This window comes from Levilactobacillus tujiorum (assembly GCF_012641185.1).
Lineage (GTDB): Bacteria > Bacillota > Bacilli > Lactobacillales > Lactobacillaceae > Levilactobacillus > Levilactobacillus tujiorum.
Genome location: NZ_JAAXLK010000004.1, coordinates 119,699 through 143,654, shown reverse-complemented (window position 1 = coordinate 143,654; position 23,956 = coordinate 119,699). Strand labels below are relative to the sequence as shown.

The 23,956-nt window shown below is 48.9% G+C and carries 20 protein-coding genes; 7 read left to right on the top strand and 13 right to left on the bottom strand.

Annotation, left to right across the window (positions count from 1 at the left end):
- Window position 1 precedes the first annotated feature (1 nt).
- Window positions 2-85: an IS3 family transposase gene (locus HF569_RS12665; protein WP_408610785.1), complete on the top strand. Its 84-nt coding sequence runs from the start codon at window positions 2-4 to the stop codon at window positions 83-85.
- A 244-nt stretch (window positions 86-329) separates the two neighbouring features.
- Here the strand turns inward: HF569_RS12665 and HF569_RS03355 are convergent, their stop codons facing one another.
- The 8 genes from HF569_RS03355 to HF569_RS03320 all read right to left on the bottom strand — a co-directional run bounded on the left by HF569_RS03355 (window position 330) and on the right by HF569_RS03320 (window position 10,743).
- On the bottom strand, window positions 330-1,688 hold the full coding sequence (locus tag HF569_RS03355; RefSeq protein WP_211089605.1) for a sensor histidine kinase: 1,359 nt from the start codon (window positions 1,686-1,688) through the stop codon (window positions 330-332).
- The gene (locus tag HF569_RS03350) at window positions 1,685-2,392 is read right to left on the bottom strand and encodes a response regulator transcription factor (protein ID WP_168849193.1); all 708 of its coding nucleotides are present in this window, start codon (window positions 2,390-2,392) and stop codon (window positions 1,685-1,687) included. The genes HF569_RS03355 and HF569_RS03350 overlap by 4 nt, the downstream gene beginning before the upstream one ends.
- Before the next feature lie 3 nt (window positions 2,393-2,395).
- Window positions 2,396-3,565, bottom strand: a complete 1,170-nt coding sequence (locus HF569_RS03345; protein WP_168901306.1) for a PDZ domain-containing protein — start codon at window positions 3,563-3,565, stop codon at window positions 2,396-2,398.
- A gap of 173 nt (window positions 3,566-3,738) precedes the next feature.
- A protein-coding gene (gene prfB, locus HF569_RS03340; RefSeq protein WP_168901305.1) for a peptide chain release factor 2 occupies window positions 3,739-4,855 on the bottom strand; the annotation gives its coding sequence in 2 pieces (ribosomal slippage) (window positions 3,739-4,782 and window positions 4,784-4,855; 1,116 coding nt in all).
- 91 nt (window positions 4,856-4,946) lie between these two features.
- Window positions 4,947-7,310: a preprotein translocase subunit SecA gene (secA, locus tag HF569_RS03335; RefSeq protein ID WP_168901304.1), complete on the bottom strand. Its 2,364-nt coding sequence runs from the start codon at window positions 7,308-7,310 to the stop codon at window positions 4,947-4,949.
- Window positions 7,311-8,055: 745 nt separating this feature from the next.
- Complete coding sequence (hpf, locus tag HF569_RS03330) at window positions 8,056-8,610, bottom strand: ribosome hibernation-promoting factor, HPF/YfiA family (RefSeq protein WP_168901303.1); 555 nt, start codon at window positions 8,608-8,610, stop codon at window positions 8,056-8,058.
- Between the two features lie 139 nt (window positions 8,611-8,749).
- Entirely contained in the window at window positions 8,750-9,424 is a 675-nt protein-coding gene (locus HF569_RS03325) for a ComF family protein (protein WP_168901302.1), read from the bottom strand.
- A complete protein-coding gene (locus HF569_RS03320; protein WP_168901301.1) occupies window positions 9,421-10,743 on the bottom strand; it encodes a DEAD/DEAH box helicase in 1,323 nt (440 codons plus the stop codon). Before HF569_RS03320 ends, HF569_RS03325 begins: the two co-directional genes overlap by 4 nt.
- A 410-nt stretch (window positions 10,744-11,153) precedes the next feature.
- Here HF569_RS03320 and HF569_RS03315 point away from each other — a divergent pair, with 410 nt between their 5' ends.
- Complete coding sequence (locus HF569_RS03315; protein WP_168901300.1) at window positions 11,154-11,816, top strand: YigZ family protein; 663 nt, start codon at window positions 11,154-11,156, stop codon at window positions 11,814-11,816.
- 55 nt (window positions 11,817-11,871) lie between these two features.
- Here the strand turns inward: HF569_RS03315 and HF569_RS03310 are convergent, their stop codons facing one another.
- Entirely contained in the window at window positions 11,872-12,966 is a 1,095-nt protein-coding gene (locus tag HF569_RS03310) for a glycosyltransferase family 4 protein (protein ID WP_168849187.1), read from the bottom strand.
- Between the two features lie 391 nt (window positions 12,967-13,357).
- Between HF569_RS03310 and HF569_RS03305 the strand changes: the two genes are divergently transcribed.
- The 4 genes from HF569_RS03305 (at window position 13,358) to lrgB (HF569_RS03290) (ending at window position 16,258) form a co-directional block, all read left to right on the top strand.
- On the top strand, window positions 13,358-13,807 hold the full coding sequence (locus HF569_RS03305) for a CidA/LrgA family protein (RefSeq protein ID WP_168901299.1): 450 nt from the start codon (window positions 13,358-13,360) through the stop codon (window positions 13,805-13,807).
- A gap of 30 nt (window positions 13,808-13,837) precedes the next feature.
- On the top strand, window positions 13,838-14,644 hold the full coding sequence (gene lrgB / locus HF569_RS03300; RefSeq protein ID WP_168901298.1) for an antiholin-like protein LrgB: 807 nt from the start codon (window positions 13,838-13,840) through the stop codon (window positions 14,642-14,644).
- A 336-nt stretch (window positions 14,645-14,980) separates the two neighbouring features.
- Window positions 14,981-15,439 (top strand): CidA/LrgA family protein, encoded by a 459-nt coding sequence (locus HF569_RS03295; RefSeq protein ID WP_168901297.1) that lies wholly within the window; start codon window positions 14,981-14,983, stop codon window positions 15,437-15,439.
- A 12-nt stretch (window positions 15,440-15,451) separates the two neighbouring features.
- Window positions 15,452-16,258: an antiholin-like protein LrgB gene (gene lrgB / locus HF569_RS03290; protein ID WP_211089604.1), complete on the top strand. Its 807-nt coding sequence runs from the start codon at window positions 15,452-15,454 to the stop codon at window positions 16,256-16,258.
- A gap of 634 nt (window positions 16,259-16,892) precedes the next feature.
- Here lrgB (HF569_RS03290) and HF569_RS03285 read toward each other — a convergent pair.
- Complete coding sequence (locus tag HF569_RS03285) at window positions 16,893-18,728, bottom strand: APC family permease (protein WP_168901296.1); 1,836 nt, start codon at window positions 18,726-18,728, stop codon at window positions 16,893-16,895.
- A 537-nt stretch (window positions 18,729-19,265) separates the two neighbouring features.
- On the opposite strand from HF569_RS03285, the gene HF569_RS03280 reads away from it, so the two are divergent.
- Window positions 19,266-20,096: a CatB-related O-acetyltransferase gene (locus HF569_RS03280; RefSeq protein ID WP_168901295.1), complete on the top strand. Its 831-nt coding sequence runs from the start codon at window positions 19,266-19,268 to the stop codon at window positions 20,094-20,096.
- 84 nt (window positions 20,097-20,180) lie between these two features.
- On the opposite strand, the gene groL is transcribed toward HF569_RS03280, so the two are convergent.
- The 3 genes from groL to HF569_RS03265 form a co-directional block, all read right to left on the bottom strand.
- Window positions 20,181-21,803, bottom strand: a complete 1,623-nt coding sequence (groL, locus tag HF569_RS03275; protein ID WP_168849181.1) for a chaperonin GroEL — start codon at window positions 21,801-21,803, stop codon at window positions 20,181-20,183.
- Between the two features lie 68 nt (window positions 21,804-21,871).
- Window positions 21,872-22,156 carry a co-chaperone GroES gene (groES, locus tag HF569_RS03270; protein ID WP_168849180.1) on the bottom strand — a complete coding sequence of 95 codons (285 nt, stop codon included), beginning with the start codon at window positions 22,154-22,156 and terminating at the stop codon, window positions 21,872-21,874.
- 312 nt (window positions 22,157-22,468) lie between these two features.
- Complete coding sequence (locus HF569_RS03265) at window positions 22,469-23,107, bottom strand: redox-sensing transcriptional repressor Rex (protein WP_168901294.1); 639 nt, start codon at window positions 23,105-23,107, stop codon at window positions 22,469-22,471.
- Window positions 23,108-23,956 lie beyond the last annotated feature (849 nt).

Below are 23,956 nucleotides of genomic sequence, written 5' to 3'. Positions count from 1 at the left end.
GATTCATTATTATAATAATGATCGGATTCAAGGTAAGCTTGGGTATTTATCACCACGTGACTTTGAGCTAGCACAAGCAGCATAAAACGTTCCAACTTTTGGGGTACACGTCACTTTTCGTGGCTTCAAAGCGAGCGAGAAGACTGGTGACCTTCCAGGCTGAAGCATCCCCCACACCAGGTGGAATCCCTGTCAGCCGGAGTGCGACCAGTTTAGCCATGTGAATTCTTACCCGCATTGGGATAAGGATAGTTATTTTATCTTTCAACTCTTAGCGGCTGGGAAACGCAAAAAAGACCTAGGATCTTATCCTAGGCCGTAAACTCAGATCACTTATTTGGCGTCAATGCTTGGCGGGGAAAGGTCAAGGTCACCGTGGTCCCCACGCCTAGCTCACTTTGCAAATCAATCTTGCCATTTAGTGACTCGACCAATTCCCGCACGATCGCTAATCCTAGACCACTGCCGCTGACCCGTTGATTGGAGTGGGACACCTCCGCTCGGTAGAACCGTTCGAACACCCGCAATTGGTCCTGTGGAGAAATACCAATTCCCGTGTCAGCAATCCGTAGCGTCCAGTCCCGATCTGTTAGCTGCTCCGTCAACACGACCTGTCCATCAGGCCGATTATACTTAATCGCATTTCCCAGCACATTCTTCAAGATCTGATCGAACTTGTGTTGGTCAGTGTTGGCCACAAAGTCGTGAGGGACCTGGTTAACCAACGTAACCTGATTGACCGCTGCCAAAGGTTTCAGTAACGCCACCTGCATCTCAATCTGCTGACCAACTGGGACTGCCGCCAATTCGACCGCGTTACCCGATTCCAAGTGAGAAATCGTCAACACGTCGTTAATCAACTCTACGAGCCGTTCACTCTGCTGGTCAATAATTTCCAAAAACTCCGTCAATTTTTCGGGATCATCCTTTGCCCCGGCCAATAAGGTCTTGGCAAATCCTGAGATCGCGGTTACCGGGGTCTTCAGCTCATGTGAGGCGTTGGAGACAAAGTCCACCTGCATCTGTTCAACCGCGTAGACTTCGGTCACGTCGTACAGCAGAACTAAGACTTGAAAATAATCCTGCGACGTTGCCGTGTAAATCGCCTGGGCATCAACCGTACGCTCATTGGGTGTCCCCGGTAACTTGAGAACGCGGTGCTGGGTTGCGGCCTCATTTAACGCCGTGTTGATCAGGCTTGCGAGTTCAAATTGGTGCACATCCTGGGTGAACGGGTGTCGACGCGGCGAGATCTGCTGCTGCAAGAACTGCTCCATCGCCGGATTAGCCAACTCCACCTTGCGATAACGATCAATCACCATGACCCCAATTGGGAGGTAATCCAGCAGCGTGGCAAATTCCTGATTTTGCCCCGCCATCTTACGCTGGACCTTTCGCTGGTGCGTCTGCAAGTAATTAATCTGTAAGGCCAACTGATAGAACGGATCATGGGGGGACAATAAGACGTGCGCCGGAGTTTCCTCGTGGCGAATGCCTTCAACCTTTTTCGTCAAAATGCTAATCCGCTGGTCGCCCCAACGCAGCAGGTAGCTCACACCCGCCAGTTCAATCAAAGCTAACGACCAGGCTAACAGGATCCCAATCCCTAGTTGCGCTGGTCGGACGAGCCACACCAAGGCTGTATTGACGCTTCCAATCACGACTAACACGACAAATAGTCGCTTCATGATTGAGCCTCAAAGGTGTAGCCGAAGCCCCGTACCGTCTTCAACAAGACCGGATGCTTAGGATCCAGTTCAATTTTTTCGCGCAGGTGCGACACGTGAATATCGACCATCCGGGTCTGGCCACTGTAGTCGAAGCCCCATACCCCTTCCAATAATTGCTCGCGGCTCCAGACTTTACCCGGCCGTTTGGCAAAAAATAACAACAGTTCAAATTCCTTCGGGGTTAGATCAATCGACTGCTCGCCCCGTTTCACCTGAAACTTATCCTGGTCAATCGTTAAATCGCCAACTTGTAGTAAGTTAGTCAGCGGTGTGGCGGGTTTTTCTTCCGGTTCATCCCCATGATACCGGCGCATGACGGCCTTCATCCGGGCAATCACCTCACGCGGACTAAAGGGCTTGGTAATATAATCATCCGCCCCGAGCTCCAGACCAAAGACGGTATCGAACTCACTGGTCTTAGCCGTAATCATGATGATGGGTGTGCTGATTTTTTCTTGGCGCAACCGTTTGGTCACTTCAACACCATCTAATTTGGGAAGCATTAAATCTAGCAGAATGACGTCAAACTTTTCATGCAATGCCAAATTTAAAGCCTGTTCACCGTCAATTGCTGTGACGACCTGATAATCTGCTTGTTCCAAGTTGTACTGCAGTAACGTGACGATTGCTGGCTCGTCATCGACGACTAGGACTCTACTCATGGGTTATCCCTCCTGATCTCTGAATAAAACAATCCCGATTTCATGCGGTGCCCCGGAATAAATCGCGGTCTCCGTCACCTTTAACTGTCCCGCCATATTGCGGACCTTCAAGTGACAGTACGTCGGATTGATCAATAGCGCCTCGTAAAAGGAGGTTTCACTATCGACTGGTCGGTGATTACATTCCAGAATAATATCTCCAGCAGCGAGGTCAAGCTTGACCGCTGGCGTTCGGGGCCGAATGGCCAAGACACGGACACCGTCATCGACTTGAGAATACCAAAACTGTTGGTGTTCGTCATAGCGTTTAGCTCGCCATAGGATAATCGCGTAACCAACCAATAATAGTACTAATAGTATGGGAAGATCCTGACCTCGATAAATGCTCCACCCAAAGAAGGCCATGCCCACAACCGCTAACCACACCATCTTCTTGGCGAGCGTTTGATAGACCGCCTGGGGCACCTGCCGAAAGACCGTAAAGCGTAGGCCCACCAACAGTGGAACGACTAAGATGGCGAATGAATGGCCGTGAATGGTCAGCAGTGGCCAAAACGCCCAGTGACTCGCAAACCAATCGCCGGGAACGAGGGTCACCATGGGCAAAACCAGAAATTCTCGCCAGGGATAGCCCGCAATCCGTTTACCACGTTGCTTCGCGTAAATCCGTGGCGCCGTGAACCGACCACCGTAATGGGACACCCAGTGGCCTAAAATCAGGAAAAATACGGCAGCTAACCACAAGTAATTCTGTGGGAGTACTTGATCAAGACCGCCATTTCCCCAACTTAGACCAGTCGGGGCTAGGCTCGGCAAATCTTTTATGTAAGGCCCACCGAAGTAAACCACCAGTGAACTCACGACAATTAACGTTAACGGCAGGACGGTCGTTGGCAAGATAATCAAGGTAATGACCGCCAAAATCTCGTAAACGACAATCCAAAGTAGCGGTAGACTAAAGCCCACCAAGACATTCACCACCGACAGTCCCAGGCCCAAAACAATTCCCTGCGTCAGAAAGTGACGGAGCTCATAATGGTCACTAAAAACCGCACTTCCAAAATTTCGCCGTTCGTGTTTGATGCGGGAACGACTCGTCACCCACAACCGCAGGACCGCTACCCACACCATCAATTGGAGCAGATAACTCCCACACGCTAAGAATATCCGCATGTCATCGACACCTTTCCTTGAAAAAAATAACTGACCCCAGTATAGCATGAAAGAAAAGCGGGTCGCACGACATTCGTGTTACCCGCCCAATGATTCCTTGAAAAGACTATTTTACATTCTGTTGGTTCATTAAATTTCCATCCTGATGCTAACTCAGGCCAACCGCAACCCCATTAATCAGGATTCTTCTGACTGAGTTGCCATTGTAGGTAGGCGTCAATGAACGGATCAAGATCGCCATCCATGACGGCTTGACCGTTCCCCGTTTCATAATCTGTCCGGTGATCCTTAACCATGGTGTAAGGATGGAACACGTAGGAACGGATCTGCGAGCCCCAACCGATATCCATCTGGTCACCTTCGAGCGCTGCCTTTTCCTGCGCCTTCTTTTCTTCTTCCCGTTCATACAACTTGGCCCGTAACATCCCCAAAGCAGTCTGCCGGTTTTGTAACTGCGACCGTTGCGCTTGACTCTGCGTCACAATCCCCGTTGGAATATGCGTAATCCTGACCGCAGAAGAGGTCTTGTTGACGTGTTGCCCACCGGCCCCGGAAGCCCGGTAAACATCCACTTTTAAGTCAGCTGGGTTGATATCAATGTTCACCGTGTCATCTAACTCTGGCAGAACGTCCACGGACGCAAAGGAGGTGTGCCGTCGCCCGGCTGAATCGAACGGTGAAATCCGAACCAACCGATGAACGCCCTTCTCGGAACGCAAGTAGCCATATGCATTGTGCCCCGCAATCAGCAAGGTTGCGCTACTCAATCCTGCCACTTCACCGGGCTGATAATCCAGCACCGTTACCTTGAAGTCGTGTTGGTCTGCCCAACGCGTATACATCCGCATCAGCATCTCGCCCCAGTCTTGGGATTCAGTACCCCCAGCGCCCGGGTGAATTTCCAAAATCGCATTGTTGCGATCATATTTTTGATTTAACAACTGATTCAAACTGTATTGATGCAGTGCAGCTTGGGCCGTCTTAAAGTTCTGTTCAAACTCCGCTTGCATATCTGGATCGGGCTCTTCTTGCAACAGCTCTACCGCGACTTCGAGATCTTCAATCTGATGGCTCAGGCTCTGAAACTCGTCCACCTTTTTCTTCATCTCATTGGTCTCATCAATTAGTTTTTGCGCGGCCTGGGCGTCGTCCCAAAAACCCGGTTGGGCCATCCGACCTTCGTTGACACTGATGCTCTCACTCAGGGCATCAAAGTCAAAGTGACCCCCTAAAGCCGGCAAGTTGTTCCTTCATGGTCGCAATGTCACGTTTAGCATCGCTTAATTCCATCGTTAGTTGGCTCCTTTTTTGAATAGATTTGGTTAACTTATTTTTTAACAAAACGAGGCCGGAATCTCTTCCCGCCTCGTCATTTCCCGAACTACCGGGTAATATTTTGTCGAATTTCAGACTTCATGAATAATCGGGTCGCATCATAGTCGATGTCCGAGATCATTTCACCAAACATCCGGAACCCTTCTTGTTGGTATTCAACCAGTGGGTTCAACTGACCGTAGCCCCGCAGACCAATTGATTGACGCAATTGATCCATGGTGTCGATGTGTTCCGTCCAGTGTGAGTCCACACAACGTAAGAGCACAACCTTTTCGAATTCCAACATTTGGGCTGGATCGTAAAGTTGCTTTTGCTTTTCTTCGTAGACATCTTCGGCTAAGCCCATGAAGAATGCCTTGATTTCGTCAGCAGATTTGCCTTCCAAATCACTCAGGCTGATCTTATCTGGGGAAACCATTGCGGAGATCCCAAAGTCAAGCAACGTGTCCAAGTCCCAATCTGACTGTTCACCTTGCGTGTGTAAGTTAACCACGCGATCAACCGTCCGTTCGATCATTGGCATTAAGACCCACTTAAGCGACTTTTCTTGGTTAATGACTTGATTACGTTCACCGTAAATCACGTCACGCTGTTGCCGCATCACATCATCATATTGCAGCACGTTCTTCCGGGAATCATAGTTGTTCCCTTCAACCCGCTTTTGTGCGGATTCAACCTGCTTAGTGATCATCCGACTACGGATAACAGCATCTTCGCCATCAACGTTCATCCGTTCCAAGAAGTTTTTGACCCGTTCGGAACCGAACCGCCGCATCAAGTCATCTTCCAAGGACAGGTAGAACTGGGTCATACCAGGGTCACCTTGACGCCCAGAACGGCCACGCAGCTGGTTATCAATCCGTCGTGATTCGTGACGTTCAGTCCCAATAACGGCCAAACCACCAATTTCAACGACGCCAGGTCCTAATTTAATATCAGTCCCCCGGCCGGCCATGTTGGTCGCAATCGTCACAGCGCCACGTTGTCCGGCATTTTGAATAATGTCGGCTTCCTTCGCGTGATTCTTCGCGTTCAAGACCACGTGCGGAATGTTTTCTTCATCCAAACGGTGAGAAATATATTCGGACGTTTCAACCGCAACGGTACCAATTAACATTGGTTGGCCCTTTTCATGCAACATCTTAATTTCCTTAACCACGGCATCGAACTTGGATTCCAAGGTTGGGTACAACAAATCAGGTTCATCCACCCGCACAACCGGCTTGTTGGTTGGCACGGAGATGACATCCATGTTGTAAATTTCCCGGAATTCTTCAACTTCAGTCTTGGCCGTCCCAGTCATCCCGGCAAGCTTCTTGTACATCCGGAACAAGTTTTGGTACGTGATGTTAGCCATCGTCTTAGTTTCTTCTTGAATCTCGACGCCTTCCTTGGCTTCGATAGCTTGGTGCAGCCCATCGGAGTATCGACGACCTTCCATCACCCGTCCAGTAAAGGAATCAACAATCAAGACTTCACCATCTTGAACCACGTAATCCTTATCCCGCAGCATGATGAAGTTGGCCCGTAAGGCTTGATCCATATGGTGGGTTAACGCGGTGTTGTCCGTGTCATAGAGGTTCTTCAGGTTAAAGTATTTTTCAGCCTTTTCAATCCCAGTATCCGTCAAAGCGACAGTCTTGGATTCCAGGTCGATCTTAAAGTCTTCTTTTTCGTGTAACGTCTTAGCGAAACGATCAACCCGTTGATACAGGGCACTCGTTCCTTCAGACTGACCAGAAATGATCAACGGCGTCCGCGCTTCATCAATTAAAATGGAGTCCACTTCATCGACGATCGCGAAGTTCAATGGCCGTTGTACCATATCTTCTTTGTAAACCACCATGTTATCCCGGAGGTAATCGAAACCGATTTCCCCGTTGGTCGAGTACGTAATGTCTGCCTTGTAAGCTTCACGCTTCTCTTCTGGTGACTTTTCGGCGGAGTTCAACCCAACGGATAAACCCATCCAGTTGTATAATTCACCCATTTCGGTGGCATCACGTGCGGATAAGTATTCGTTAACCGTAACCACGTGAACCCCTTCGCCAGCTAAGGCGTTCAGGTAAACAGGCATCGTGGCGGTCAAGGTCTTCCCTTCACCGGTCTTCATTTCGGCAATGTTACCTTCATGAAGCACAATTCCCCCCATGATTTGGACGTGGAATGGATACAGACCGAGCACTCGCTTAGCGCCTTCACGAACAGCAGCAAAAGCCTCAGGCAATAAATCATCCAAGGTTTCGCCATCCTGATAACGTTTCTTAAATTCAGGCGTTTTTGCTTGCAGCTCTTCGTCTGGAAGCTTTGCATATTCATCAGCGTAGGCACCAACCTGATCCGCTAATTTACTGAGGCGTCGTAAAGTCCGTCGATCACTTTCGACCCATCGTTTCAAAATATTTGCCATGTGAGAATTCCCTTCAGTACATTTTAATAAGTCTGCGTCAACCACTTCTAATTGGCATTAGAAGCTTGCAGCCATGATGCGCGACGCACCATTTTCGCAATTTACCCGCCACGTTTTTCACGCTCAATCGGGTCATTAGTGTCCGTAGGTTGCCAGACGGACAGCAGGATCATTTTTGATAAAAACACTTATCCTGTAACAAGAAGATTCCCCGCATCAACCAGAGGGTCAGCATCACGCGAGGGACAGGATTCAAACCATTTATTTTGACAATAAATCAATCTACATTTTAACACTAACCTAGCCAATATGAAACTTTTCTAACCGCGGAAATGCTGTAAAACCGCTTTCTTCCGCGTCAGTTCCGCCTAAAGTCACTGTCAATTATTATCTTAATGACGACTCGGCTTGCGTGTCGCGATCACTAACAGTCGCAGTCACCGCTAAGCCGGCCTAAAGGTTAGGAATAATCCTATTAATTTTACCAGATTCTACGGTGAAAGTATCGCTTTTTTACATAACAGTTCCTTAACAATCCAATGTCAAGACGTTTAATAGATGATGCGACTTAACCTTTTAGTGGCTCGTCCATACCCCTTCGGTGGACTATTGGCCGTTTGTCGCCTGTACTTCGTTACGTCACCCAACCAACCTCACTGACTAGCGCCACTTCGTCAATCCAGTCTAGCGCAAACTAAAAAGCACTGCGCTGGGCAGTGCTTCGTTAGTTTATCAACATTATTGGTTATTGGTCATTGGCTTCGATCAAACCATAGCGGCCATCATTACGACGGTACACAATGTTAATGCCGTTGGTCTCTGCATCTTCATAGATAAAGAAGTCGTGGCCTAACATGTCCATTTGCAGAACAGCCTCTTCATTATCCATTGGCTTCAACGAAACGCGCTTAGTCCGAACAACCTCAAGCTTCTGACCTTCAGCTGGATCCGTATCCGTATCTTCCGGTGTGAAGTCAAGGTTCTTGTAGCCCTTCTCCCGGGACTTACGGTTAACTTTGGTCTTGTACTTGCGAATTTGCCGTTCCAGCTTATCGGTAACCAAATCAACACTTGCATATAAGTCCGGAGAAGTTTCCTCTGCCCGTAATGTCAAGTATGGGAGTGGGATTGTTACTTCAACCTTCGCTGTCTTGTTTTGGTAGACCTTCAGGTTGACATGCGCAATTGCCTCAACTTTGTTGTCGAAATATTTCTCCAACTTGCTGATACGCTTTTCAACGTAATCCCGTATTGCGTCAGTAACTTCGATGTTTTCACCACGAATATTAAATGTGAGCATAAAACTTCTCTCCCTTCAACCAAGATAACACCTGGTTTGCTCAGCATTAGAAGGACCACTCTTCTAATATGCTTTGCTTACTATTATTATAATAGAAAGCCCTACCAGAAACAATTATTCTCACGAAATTTAATCGTTCTTAACGCGCTAAAGTCAGGCTAGTAACCGCTTTCGCACCACCAAAATAAATTTGCTGCGCGGCATGCCGCAAGGTCCGCCCCGTCGTGTACACATCATCCAAGAGCAAGACGCGTTGACCACGCAGTAAATCCGCCGCCTGGGGCACCAACGCAAATGGCTGCGGCGTAACTAAGCGCTGCTCCCGCGTTTTGGCCGACTGGGGCTGTTCCTTATGCGCATGTTTCACCGTCAATGCCTGCTGAAAAGGTTGACCGCTTAGCCAGCCCGTCACTTGATTGAATCCTCGCGTTAACCAGGTCTGCTGATCAATGGGGATGGGCACGAGAACGTCATAAGCTTGCCGGCGAAGCGCTTGACGCAACGGCGCCTGCAAGGCCAGCCGCAACGCATAATCCCCTTGAAATTTATATTGCTGCATGTAGGCCTTCATCCCCGCGTCGTACTGAAATACCGCGTGATTCTTCAGTGGCTCTGCCTGCCAGCGTTCACAGTCATAACAGATACTGGTGGTCGCTTGTCGCCGCCCACACGTCGGACAGCTTGGCCCGGTGATCGGCGTTAATCGTGTCGTACAAGTGGCACATAGCGCCGGCGCAGGCAATGGTCGCCAAGTCAAGAGTGCTTTCAAGTCGATTATCGGTTGAAACTGCTGCTGACACCAAACGCAGATCATTGCGGCCACCGCCCGCCTTGCTGTTTACCTTGTCGATTCAAGCGGTCAATCATCCGTTGAGCCCGGCGAACGGCTTGCGTTTGACTCTGAACATAGCACGTCACCTCTCCACGAGGATAACGCGCACTACGTCCAGCTCGCCCAGCAATCTGAACCAACGCTGCCGTGGAGAAGACGGGATCATCCCCACCAAGAATTACGACGGCAATATTGGGAAATGTCACCCCACGTTCCAGAATTGTCGTGGTCACCAAAAAGGGCAATTGCTGATCGCGCATCGCTTGTACCTTAGCCGCGCGTTCAGGATCACCGGCATGAACGCTGGCGCCGCCCTGAATTCCCGCCTGATTTAACGCCTGCATGATTTCCGGCAAGTCGCGAACGTGGGGCACAAACAATAAGAAGCGCTGCTGAGTGCAACCATAGTCGCGAAGCTGCCGAATTAATTTTGCTGGTAACCGTTGTTTGGTCAGTTGCATACGCCACCGCCAGGCCAATCTAAGGTCAATCCTCGGCAACAAAAAGCCGTGATAACGCAAAGGCAAGTAAGTCGTTGTCAGCTGTCCGCGCCGGATTTGTCGCTGTAACTGCTCGCCTGGCGTCGCCGTCAAAAACAGGTGACACCCCGTCTTCTTCTCCGCCCGCGAAATGGCCCGTTGCAGCATCGGACTGGTCGCCAGTGGAAAGGCATCCACCTCATCAACCACCAGCCAGTCAAAGGCGTGCTCAAATCTTAGTAACTGATGAATGGTACATGTCGTCAACTGGCTATACGTATAGGGCGTTGATTGATCGCCGTACAGCAGACATTGGCTCACGCCACGAAAGGCTTGTTGTAACCGGGGGGCCAGCTCCAAACAAACATCCACGCGCGGCGAGACCCAAGCGACTCGCCAACGTTGCGCCAGCGCCCAAGCCATGGCTGGATAAACAATTTCCGTCTTGCCAGCACCCGTTACTGCCCACAAAAGCTGATTGTGCCCCTGCTGCACCGCCGTTTTGACGAGTGTGGCCGCCCGCTGCTGCTCCGCACTCAACTGGCCTTGCCAAGTCAGAATCTTTCCTGGTGGCAGTGAGAAGCGATTGGGTTCCGAAATAGTGTATAATTTAGTCTGTGATGTCAGCCGGCCCATCTGTAAACATTGCCGGCAATACCAGGCGCCATTTGCCAGTCGATCAGTTGCCGCTAGCCATTGCTGGCAACGTTGACACTGATACCGTTGGCCGATTCGCTGAACCGCAATTTGGCCGTCCTCCAACTCTGGTACCGCTTGAGCTGCCGGCAACCGGCGCCCAAAGAATTCTGATAAGTCATTCATGGCACTCCTCCTATAAGGACTAAAGATTGAAACATGCCTACCCTAACAACAATGACGTTAAAACTAGGCAACCTAGTGGTCCCTTTCGCCTTACCGGTCAGTAGCTATGGGCTGGAACGGTGCGAACGCGCCTGAGCCCATAGCTGCCGACCTCACGGCTGACGTAGTATTTTTGAAACGACTATGGTGATGCTTGACACGGTCGTTATGAATCGGACCGAAAGCGCTAAACAGCCAGCCTTCCAAACTATTATTGTGACCGCAATCAAAGCCGGAGTGCGGCCAGCCTCATCTCATTTAACAGCACAAATCCTTAGCAACACTAGGGTAGATATTCTAATTTTCAACCTTCAGTACAGGACTTAACTCCGTAAAAAACGGCTAAATATTTTTAAGAAAGGTGCTTTTTTATGGAAACAGACTACTTAACCATTCAGGCCACCGGCCAACACGAGCTAGAAATTAAGAAATCCCGTTTCATTACTGATATTGCACGGATCACCGATGAGGCTGCGGCTAAAGCATTCTTAGCTGACGTGAGTGCCCGCGAACCCAAAGCCAACCATCACTGTTGGGCCTACGTCTTAGGCGATCACGATGATATTCAGCGTGAAAGCGACAACGGCGAGCCTTCTGGCACCGCTGGCGTTCCCATTCTAACCGTCCTTCAACGCAACCAGCTGCACAACGTCATCGTCGTGGTCACCCGTTACTTTGGTGGCATTAAGCTGGGCGCTGGTGGGCTCATTCGGGCTTACAGTAATGCTACGTCAACTGCCATTGAAGCGGTTGGAGTGGTCAAACGGGTCCGCCAACAAGCGCTGACGTTAGCCGTCGACTACGCCAACTACGATCGGCTCAACCATTACCTAGCCGAAAAACAAATCACAACGTTAGACACGGCTTACACGGACAAAGTAGCCGTGACGATTGCTGTCGATTTGGATGCTGTGGTCGCTACTCAACAAGCCATCACCGACCTGTTAAGCGACCGCCTCACCATCACCACCGGCGATATCGACTATCACGAAGTCCCCGTTGACGTGCACGCTAGCAGTCGTTCCACGGACTGATCCTTCCACCAACTAAAAAGTAGCCGCTCAACTTAATGGGCGGCTACTTTTTTAGTTAATCTGAATTTTTAGAAGTCAATTGTTTCACTATTCGCTTGATCCAATGGAGCAGCGGCTGCCGGTCGGAACCAACCAAGCCGATCGCTTCAACGAAGAGCTCCAACCCAATCAATATGGCAATCGTCAGCAAGACGGACCCCCAGATCGTGGATAGCGGGTACAGGAGCGAAATAAACGAGAAGATCAACGCAATCCCGTAAATGACCAGGACGGTTTGCCGATGCGTTAATCCTAACTGCATCAAGCGGTGATGGAGATGGTGCTTATCTGCATGCGAGATGGGCTGTTTGTTTAAAATCCGCCGAATCATCGCGTAAACCGTGTCCGTGATCGGCACCCCTAAGATGATAACTGGGATGATCACAGAAATAAACGTCACATTTTTCAACCCGTACAAGGAGAAACACGCAATCATAAACCCAATAAACTGGGCCCCGGTGTCCCCCAAGTAAATCCGTGCTGGGAAGAAATTGTACGGCAGAAATCCCACCATTGCTGCGACTAACGCGAAGATCATGATGGCGACCCACGTGTTGGCGACGTTTAGGAAAAATAACCCCGTAATCCCGGTCGTCGTTAACGCGATGATTGAGACCCCGGTGGCTAAGCCGTCCAGGCCATCGATCAGGTTGATGGCGTTAATGATCGCTACAATCCACAAGAGCGTAATTGGCAAAGCCAACCAGCCGAAATGCCACACGCCAACAAACGGTAAGGTAAGATAGCGCATCCGGACACCTGCTACGAAGTAAACCTCCAAAGCCGCCGCCAGCTGAAACATGACCTTCTGGCGTGGTCGGAGTTCGAAGACATCATCGATCATGCCTCCTGCGATGATAATACACTCACCGCCGAATAGTCCCCACAGCTGCTGCGTTGGCATTTGATCACGCAACAGAAACATCGTTGAAAAGGTAAACGCAATAAAGATCGCCAGGCCACCCAAAGTCGGCATGGGAATTTTATTGACCCGTCGTTGATTTGGTTTATCCACCGCACCGATTTGAAACGCAAAGCGGCGCACAAACGGTGTTAGGACTGCGGAGATAATCATGGTAGCAAATAAGCTAACAATAATCTCAAATCTCATAAAGTGTCCTCTTTCTTTCCTACATATCTTTTGCTAATTATACAAATCTCCCAAATTAAACACAACCGCCATTTTAGGAATGTTCGTAAAAATTAAGGTTTTCAGCCAAGCCCCTTACTTTTCACAAGTTATCTAACTAACTTTATTGTTTAGTTAGTTTAACGGAAAACTAGTGAAAACAAGTTGTGACTCAATTGTAGTTGTTAGAGACGGTGTAATCGTAGAAATGGCGGAGACTTTGCTTGTGTAATACGATGAGTGTTCATATAATGAGGTTAGTTCAGGAACCGCTTTGTGTTTATTTATTTTCTTATATTTAGGAGCTGATTTGCTTGTGAATTATCACAGGCTTTTAGCTATCCTTTAGGTCATATCGAAAGGAGATTTTTCTATGGCACAATCACATTCTGCTCCCCAAACTGATCAGCCAGCGACCGAACAACCGTCACCGATTATTGTCCAAATGGCCATTTTTGCGGCGATTCTGTTCGTCGCGAGCCTTATTTCACCGCTGTTCCCACCATCGTTTCCCGTGCCGACACCAGTCATTGGTCTGATTATCCTGTACGTTTTACTGGCAACGCACATTATTAAGCTTCGCAATGTCGAAAAATTCGGCGACTTCATGATTAGTCTCATCGCGTTTCTCTTCGTTCCCTCCGGTATCCAGCTGGCTGCTAGCCTCGACATCCTCAGAACGCAGGGACTTCAAATCGTCGCCGTGGTCCTCATCGCTACCATCGTCATGCTGGTAGTCGTGGCGTATACCACCGCGGGGCTAATCTGGATTCGCAAGCACGTCTTCCACCGTAGCGTAGACATCGACTCCCAATCACATTAAAAATTTAACGCATAAGAGAGATGAGTATTTATGGTAATTTTGTCCGCCACACCACACATGGCTGCCTGGGGAAAATGGCTTGGCGATGCACTCGGTACCAATGCCGCCGGCGCCTCCGCAGGCAATGCAATTTTTGGTATTTTTTTATCATTATTAGTCTACCTCATCGGCCAATGGTTGTTTAAGATTGGTAAAGGGTTCTTCCTCTTCCAACCACTTTTTGTCGGGATGGTTCTAGGAATCTTTATCCTATTCTTATTAGCTAAAGTATTCGGCACAACCACGGCTAACTTCTATAAATCAGCTTACAAACCCGGGGGTGACATTATCTTTTGGTTCCTTAACCCCGCCACCATCGCGTTTGCAATCCCGCTTTATCGACGAAACGATATTGTCAAACGGTTCTGGTTAGAAATTATCCTGTCCTTGATTATCGGATTGGTAGCGTCTCTCTTCTTCATCTACGGCGCCGCCAAATTCCTAGGATTGGATCACACCGGAATCGCATCAATGCTCCCGCAAGCTGCCACTACAGCCATTGCGATGCCGATTGCCACAGCAATTGGTGGCGACGCTGCCGTGACGGCCATGGCTTGTATCCTGAATGCTGTCATTATCTATGCCCTCGGTGATTGGCTCGTGAAAGCCTTTCGGATTAACCACGATCCAATCGGCGCCGGGTTAGGGCTAGGTACCGCCGGCCACACTGTCGGTTCTGCTAAAGCACTGCAGCTAGGCTCCATTCAGGGTTCCATGGCGTCCATTGCCGTCGTCATCGTGTCAATCGTCGTTGATATCGTCGTACCGCCGTTCGCGGCGATAATGGGCCTTAAATAATCTGATTTAAGAAGAGTGTAGACCAATCTCTCACTCTTTTTTTCGTATAAATTTGATTATCGTCCGAGGCACTCAACGCTTGTGAAAAATTAGTTTTATTGAAACTCTTTTGGAAACCTAGCGTCACTGCTTACACCATTGGTCAACTGCACAAGTCAGCGTACAAACCGCGTCATATCAAAGATTACCCTTGTGCATTACCCCAAAATCCCATATAATAATGGTGAGCAATTGATAGCGGTTTCACAACTTGTTTCATTCTGCCTCTGCCAAGGTTTTCTTGTGAATTCGCCCACATTGCAGTTCTAAACTCTGTGTTCGAAAGGAGAGTTTATCTTGGCTCAACAACCGACTTCACCTAAATCGGAAACCCCTACGGAAAAGCCTGCACCAATTCTCGTTCAGATGAGTATCTTCGCGGTCATTTTATTCGTATCCAGCCTCATCTCACCGCTATTTCCGGCCTCCTTACCTGTTCCAACGCCAGTCATTGGGATTGTGATTCTCTACACCCTACTGGCTACCCATATCTTAAAATTACATCACGTGGAAAAATTTGCTGATTTTATGATCAGCCTGATTGCCTTTCTCTTCGTCCCCGCTGGCGTCCAACTTGCCGCCAACTTGGACATTTTAAAGACGCAAGGCATCCAAATTACGATCGTTGTTCTGATTGCCACCATTGTCATGCTCGTCTTGGTCAGTTACACGGCGGTCGGCTTAATTTGGTTGCGCCAACACCTCTTTCACCGTCAACATACGGTCGAACAAGAATCGACTCAGTCCACAAATTAAGAAGGTTATAACATGATAATTTTAGCGGAAAACCCCGAGTTAGCAATGTGGGGCAAATGGCTAGGCGACGGTCTAGGCACTAACGCCGACGGCTCCACCGCTGGGAACGCCATTTTTGGTATCTTCTTGTCACTGGTCGTGTATTTAATTGGCCAATGGCTCTTCAAAATTAGTAAGGGGTTCTTCCTCTTCCAGCCCCTCTTCGTCGGTATGGTATTAGGTATTATCGTTTTGGTCATTCTAGCCAAAACCTTCGGCACTTCCGTAGAAACCTTTTACCGCTCGGCCTACAAACCCGGGGGCGATATCATCTTTTGGTTCTTGAACCCGGCAACCATCGCCTTTGCGGTTCCCCTGTACCGTCGCAACGACATCGTCAAAAAGTTTTGGCTCGAAATCATTTTGGCACTCATCATTGGCCTCAGTCTCTCGCTGCTAGTTATCTACGAAGCGGCCAAGCTCATTGGTCTTGATACGGTCGGAATCGCCTCAATGCTGCCCCAGGCGGCAACAACGGCGATCGCCATGCCTATCGCCAATGCCATCGGCGGAATTGGTGCGGTCACTGCCACCGCTTGTATTCTAAACTCTGTGATCATCTACGCCCTCGGCGATTGGCTCGTCAAGTTCTTCCGGATTGACAAGGATCCGATTGGCGCCGGGCTGGGGTTAGGAACTGCTGGTCACACGGTTGGGTCAGCCAAAGCCGTTCAACTAGGCTCAATTCAGGGGTCGATGGCGTCGATTGCCGTCGTCATCATCTCCATCGTGGTCGACCTCCTCGTGCCACCGTTCGCCTCACTCGTCGGCTTACGCTAGTCTCAAAGGCCTAGTAATACTAAAAATGGGCAACACGGATGAACTCCGCCGCCTTACCGTTCGCCAGATTTGGACTGGGACGCTGTGGGAAGGACGGGGCAAGCCAAAGAGCGGTCTTGCCCCTCGCTTGAAGCCGAAGAACACGTCTTCAAGTCGCCATTTTCAAGTAACCCTCTTGAAAATCCCACGGCTGAGTCCAAATCTGACTCACTCCCGGCTACAAAGGGCACCATCAATCATTATCGGCTATACATTGACACATCAGTTATTTAAAACCATCTTCCCATCAAAGACTACCTCAACCGGAGGAGGGCAGAGATGGAGCCAGCTGTGTCGCCGGTGTTAGCCGATTCTCGGCTTATAGCGTGGGACGCGTTTGGAGACTGACGACTTTTGTTAGTCTTCAAACCGAACCGGAGGACCGCCTCTCAGTCCGCAGGTGTTCCCCACAGCAGGCGGAATCTCTGACAGCCACAGGTGACTGGCTTAAACTACTTTTCAGACTACTATTTTTACCATTCAAACTTCGATAACGGCTCTCGTTCGTTTAATCCATAATATGTAAAAACTGCTCCCCCAACCAGCAATGATTAGAGGAGCAGTTTATTTTATTAATCGTCAAATTTGCCAACAACTACTCTTTCAAATGGTAGTTGTACGTCGACACAATAATATTTTCACGCGAGTTTAACGTTGTCCGCAAACGTAGCGCTGTCTGGTTATGCAAGACATTCTGCCAAGGATGCCGGGGCACAAACTGTGGAACCAAGACCGTCGTGGTGAAGTTCCGCTCAGCCGCCCGTTTAGCAATCACGTCACAGAACCGTAGCGTTGGCGTGGCAATTGACCGATAGGAAGAGTGAATATCCACGAATCGGATATCTGGAAATTCTTCTTTGAACTCCTGCGCCGTCTTGTGCTCCTTCTCCGGATTCTCATCGAAGGACACGTGCATCGCAATCACGTAATCCCCGATGGACCGCGCGTAATTGATAGCCCCCGCCGTCACCCGGGTAATGTTGCTTACCAAAACAATCACCGTAGCGCCATCGTACTCGTGCATGTCCGCCTTGGTCTTCGCGGCAACCCGTAACTGCCGGGCCACCTTCTTATAATGTTGATTAATCCGGTAGAACAACAGCAGTAACAGTGGCATGATGATCAGGTATGGCCAAACATTGACAAAGCGCATGAACAGTAAGACCACCACTAGGACCACTGAGATCAGTGCCCCAATGAAGTTGATGCAGACCTTACCTAGCCAGTGCCCTTCTCGTGTCCGGAACCAGTGAATAATCATCCCCGACTGCGATAACGTAAAGGGAACGAAAACCCCGATCGCATACAGTGGAATCAGCAACGTCGTCTGACCGTGGAAAATGAAGATCAGGACGATTGCGCCCAGCGCCAAGGAAATAATCCCGTTGGAATAGCCCAACCGATCACCACGGTCCAAATAGGCGTGTGGTAAGAATTTATCCTTAGCCAGATTGTAAGCCAGAATGGGAAAAGCTGAGAACCCGGTATTGGCCGCAACGGCTAAGATCAAAGCCGTTGACAGTTGTAACAAGTAGTAGACGACCCCATGACCGAAGACGCCGATCCCAATTTGAGAAAGCACCGTTTGACTGGCTTCAGGACGAATGCCCATGTAGTAACTGAGAAAAGTGATCCCACCAAAGAAGATCGCCAGGATGGTCGCCATAATTGCCAGCGTTGCCGCAGCGTTATGACTCTTAGGATTCTTAAAGTTGGGTACAGCATTACTGATGGCTTCAACCCCGGTCAGAGAAGAAGACCCAGACGAGAATGCCCGGAAGAACAGCAGCAGGGTCATTCCTGAAACCGATCCTCCTAGCTGCGCCGAAGCATGATACGTAATGTTTCCCGTCACGATGTTATAGAGGCCAACTCCAATCATGACCACGATCATCAGAATGAAGAAATAGACCGGCCCCGTCAAGAACGCGGCTGATTCCCGCATCCCCCGTAAGTTCATCAACATGATGCCAATCACAATCAACACCGAGACCAGCACCGAATAAGGCGACAACGCCGGAATCGCCGAGGTGATCGCCTCGGTCCCAGAAGTCGTTGAAACGGCCACGGTCAGCATATAATCAATCAACAATGATCCCCCGGCAACTAACCCGGTCGTTTGCCCCCAATTAGTGCTAGCGACCACGTAGGCGCCACCACCCGTTGGATAGGCATGGATAATCTGTTGATAAGAAAGCGTGATCGCAAACAACAGAACTAAGACCAGTGCCGCAACCCACAATTGATACATCAAGGCTGCCGCAGATAAGGTGATCAGAACGGTCGTAATTTGCTCAGTACCATAAGCCACGGATGACAACGCGTCAGATGACAGTAAGGCTAATGCCTTGAATTTGGTCAACGCCTGACCGCCTTCATCCATGGTCTTTAGGGGTTTCCCAATTAAAACCCGCTTTAAATAACGCCACATGACTACTTACTCCTTATCTCCATAAATAATGAAAACGGGTTTCCACCCGTCTAAAAGTCTTAATTATTCGTTTCAATTTCAAACGCAAACGTAATTCTACTACAACTAGCTCCACAATACCACTCTTGTTCAGCTTAGCAACTAAGAAAACTGCAAATGATGTGGTCGGCCAATTTAGTTGCACCTTACCAATTCCCATCATATGGCCAAAGAAGGCGGTTTACCCGTTCAGCGTTCAGCCTCACAATTTATCGTAGCTTTCGGCTCAAAGCACGGCTGGTACCCCCGCCAAGGCGCGAATCGTTCTCCTCACAGCGTTTTCGACCAACGGTAAGGCAGTATCAGCTGCTCATTGCTCACCCTCGTACAGCGCGAAAAGTCTTTGGTTAATCACTTAACCATCGCCGTATCTCCCTGTCAACGTTGCTTTACGAGCCCCCGTAATCCATTCGCTTGCAGAAGTAGAAACCTAATTGCAGCCCCTCAGTCGCCCCTTAATGTACAATAGCATTAACCAAATCAAAGGATGTGGCAGTTATGCCGATGATTATTAATGGTAATACCTACTATCAAGACAATCTGATAGCCACCCACTCGCATCAGCGCAGGCGTCTTCCCGTAACTAAAGAACTCATCGCAACGCTGGCGGCGCGTCACCTCTACACAGCCGCCCGCAGTCATGGAAAATCCCGGCTCCGCGTGGGTGAAACCATTCAATTTCCGCTAACGTTTCGCGCAGAGGCATACAGCATTTTTCTTGCGGGTCACCAGTTCTTCTCCATGGGCGCCTTCAGCTCGTCTAACAGTGCGTTGCCCGTTAACTCCATCGTCGGCCGGTACTCTTCGATCGCCAGTAACGTTAGTCGTATGCAGGGGAGTCACCCGACCGATCGCTTTACGACTTCCATGATAACCTACAGCCACCGGCCAGACGCTTTCAACGATTATCTTGCGACGTCGCAGAACCACTTTGAATACGTACCTAACCCCGTTGCCAATGGCGGTCCACTCATTATCGGCAATGACGTCTGGATTGGTCAGGACGTGCATTTTGTCCCCACTGGCGTGACCGTGGGAGACGGGGCTGTCATTGCCGGCGGCGCTTTAGTCACCAAAGACGTCCCCGCTTACGCCGTGGTTGGCGGTGTACCCGCCCACATCATCAAATACCGCTTTCCGGAGACCATCATCGCACAGCTCCTCGACTTGCAATGGTGGCAGTATGGCTTCGGCGATTTTCAAGATATTAAGGGAGATGAACCCATCGAATCCTTTATCGATAAACTCGGCAATCAGATTGCTCGCGGGGACTTACACCCATTTACGCCCATCTATACCACCCTGGACGATCTCCTCTCCCCACGATGAAAACTCCCTAACACACGCAAAAAAGCCAGCCGAAATAATCGGTTGGCTTCTTTCAATCACACTAGCTGACTAGTGCTTAAATTTTTACATCATGCCGCCCATACCTGGGTTAGCAGGTGCTGCAGGAGCTGGGTTGTCTTCTGGCTTGTCAGCCACAACGGCTTCAGTCGTCAACAACAATGCGGAAACGGATGCGGCGTTTTGCAGAGCAGAACGGGTAACCTTGGTTGGGTCGGTAATCCCGGCCTTAACCATGTCTTCGTATTGATTGTCAGCAGCGTTGTAACCAATGCCTTCTTTTTCACTCTTCAAGTGTTCAACGACAACGGAACCTTCGACACCCGCGTTTTCAGCGATTTGACGAACTGGTTCTTCCAAGGCACGGAGGACAATGTTAACCCCGGTCTTTTCATCGCCTTCGGCTTCCACCTTAGCAACATCCTTGATGACGTTGATCAAAGCAGTACCACCACCGGCAACGAAGCCTTCTTCAACAGCGGCACGCGTTGCGTTCAAAGCATCTTCGATCCGGTATTTACGTTCCTTCAATTCGGTTTCAGTTGCGGCACCGACACGAACAACGGCAACCCCGCCGGCCAACTTAGCCAGACGTTCCTTCAACTTATCACGGTCGAAGTCAGAGGTAGTTTCTTCGATTTGGCCCTTGATTTCAGCAACCCGGTTAGCGATTTGATCCTTGGCACCAGCACCTTCAACAACCGTGGTGTTGTCCTTAGTAACGTTAACCTTTTGTGCTTGACCTAATTGATCAATCGTCGTGTCCTTCAAGTTAAGACCTAAGTCATCAGTGATGACAGTCCCACCAGTCAGAACGGCGATATCTTGCAAGGTAGCCTTACGACGGTCACCAAAGCCAGGTGCCTTAACAGCAACCACGTTGAAGGTCCCACGCATCTTGTTCAAGACCAACGTAGGCAAAGCTTCACCGGTGATGTCATCAGCGATGATCAGAAGTGAACGGCTCTGTTCAACAACGGATTGCAACAATGGCAAGATGTCTTGGATGTTAGCAATCTTCTTGTCGGTGATCAAGATGTAAGGGTTGTCCAGGTTAGCTTCCATCTTATCGTTGTCGGTAACCATGTATTGTGACATGTAGCCACGATCAAATTGCATCCCTTCAACAACATCCAAGCTGGTATCAACACCACGGGATTCTTCAATAGTGATAACCCCATCGTTACCAACCTTTTCCATGGCATCAGCGATTAACTTACCAGTTTCTTGGCTAGCTGAGGAAATAGAAGCGATTTGGGCGATATCATCCTTGGTCTTAACGTCATGGGACATCTTGTGTAAGCCATCAACAGCGGCCTTCGTAGCCTTTTCAATCCCGCGACGAATACCAACAGGGTTAGCGCCGGCAGTGACGTTCTTCATCCCTTCGTTAACGATAGCTTGCGTCAAGACAGTGGCAGTGGTCGTCCCATCACCAGCGATATCGTTGGTCTTAGAAGCAACTTCGGAAACCAACTTGGCACCCATGTTCTCGAAGTGATCTTCGAGTTCGATAGACTTAGCAATCGTTACACCATCATTAGTGATGGTAGGGTTACCGTAACTTTGTTCCAAAACAACGTTACGTCCCTTAGGTCCCAGGGTCGTCTTAACTGTATCAGCTAACTTATCAACACCAGCAAGCATCTTGCTGCGGGCTTCTTCAGAAAATTTCAATTCTTTAGCCATTTTATAAATTCACCTCATACTAAATTTTTTGAATGATCTTGGATAGTCATCTTAAGTGAGGAAAAAGATTAGTCAACGACAGCGACTAAGTCCTTTTCGTGTAAAACAAGGTAAGTCGTGTCTTGGTACTTAACTTCCGTACCAGCGTACTTGTCGAACAATACCTTATCGCCAACCTTAACAGTTGGGGCTACCTTTTCGCCATTGTCTAACACACGGCCATCACCGACAGCTACGACGTTTGCCGTTTGTGGCTTTTCTTGAGCGTTACTTGCGAGCACAATGCCGCCAACCGTGGTTTCTTCTTCTTCTGGTTGATCCAAAATGACGCGGTCTCCTAATGGTTTTAACACTTGAATCCCTCCAATGAACTTACTTTTTAGCACTGTTAGCACTTGGCTAACATAAGTGCTAATCAACAATATCTAATATATGGTTTTTCCATATAAAAATCAAGGAATTTGACAAACAAATTCCGGGCCCCCTACTCCTCATGGCTTCACAATAGGCATAGCACTGGATTTGCAACGATCTCCGGTTGAAACCGATACCAGCGTTCCTTCTACCGCGTCTTCTCAATCTCGGGATAGTGAACACCATTGGCACCCGTCTCCGTCAAAAATTCGATAAAAAAAGCCGAGACAGTGTCCCGACTTTTCACCAAATTAATTTAGGTTGTTGTAATGTTCCAAGAAGTAAATCAGCGTTTGCAGCTCGTTAGTCAAATCAACGTTCTGTACGCGCACATTCTTAGGAACTGTGATCCGGAGCGGCGTAAAGTTCAGGATTCCTTTGACACCGCCAGACACGGCTTCATCGGTTACCTCTTGTGCCACTTGTGAAGGGACCGTCAAAATGGCCACTTCAATTTGTTGTTCCTCTAGTTGCGTCCGTAAATCCGTCATCGGATAGATGGGAACGCCACTTTGAATGGTGTTGGCAATCTCTTGCTTCACGTCAAAAGCAGCGCTAATCCGGACATTACTATCCTGATGGAAATTAAAGTTTAACAGGGCGTGGCCCAAGTTCCCGACACCAATCAGTGCCACACTGGTCAAACGATCTTGATTCAAAATCTTCTTAAAGAATTTAATCAAGCTTTCAACGTCATACCCATACCCCCGCTTACCAAGGGCACCAAAATACGAGAAGTCCCGACGAATCGTTGCGGAATCCACCTTAACGGCTTCGGATAATTCGGTCGAAGAGACCCGGGTCTTATCTGCGTCTAGCAAAATATTGAGATAGCGATAATAAATGGGCAACCGTTTAGCTGTCGCCCGGGGAATTTTTTGTTCTGTCAAAACGAGACCTCCTAATCAAAGAAACTGACTACTATTCACAAGCGGTAGCCTATTTATTAAATAATTATCTGGATTGTGAAATCAACTTTCTTATAGATTATAGCATACCCGTTCATCTTGTGAAAGAATTTGCAAGTTTTTTTCACTATTTATTCGCTTATTTCGGTCTAATCGGAGAATATGCTAAAATAGAGGCTATATGTGGCCCATTCAATGGCTTCACGATTGGTTACTAAGGGTTGAAAGATAAACACCTATCTTGTCCCAATATTAATAAGAAATCAGGTCAATAATTGATATAAATTGGCCGCACTCCGGCTGCCAGGGATTCCACCTGCTGTGGGGACGCTTCAGCCTGGAAGACCACCAGTCTTCTCGCTCGATTTGAAGCCACGAAGAACACGTGTCTTCAAAGTCGCCCGTGCTGTAAAGCTGGATGAAGAGTCACCAGCTAACACCACTTTCACGGCTGGTTCCATCCCTGGCCTCCTCCGGCTCTGATTGTGTTCTACCACGACAATAGTTGAGAAAGCGTGGTTACTTAGCGTTTTCAATTCGGTTGCTAACGACTGTGACCGTTATTAACCTCTGTGTTAGCCGTGAGGTCGGCAGATATGGGCTCAGGCGCGTCGTTCTACTTAGTCAGTGAGTGAACTTCTTGCTGGCTTAGTAGAAAACCAAGCTTGAAGACTCAGCACTTTCGAGGCTTCAAGTTGCGTTCGCACCGTTCCAGCCCATATCTGCCGACCGGTAAGGCGAAGTGACTACCACGTTGCCTACTTTTTGCTTCACTACTGTTGCTAGGACAGACACGACCGGAATTTTGGAGCTTTCAACCCGTAACTAGCC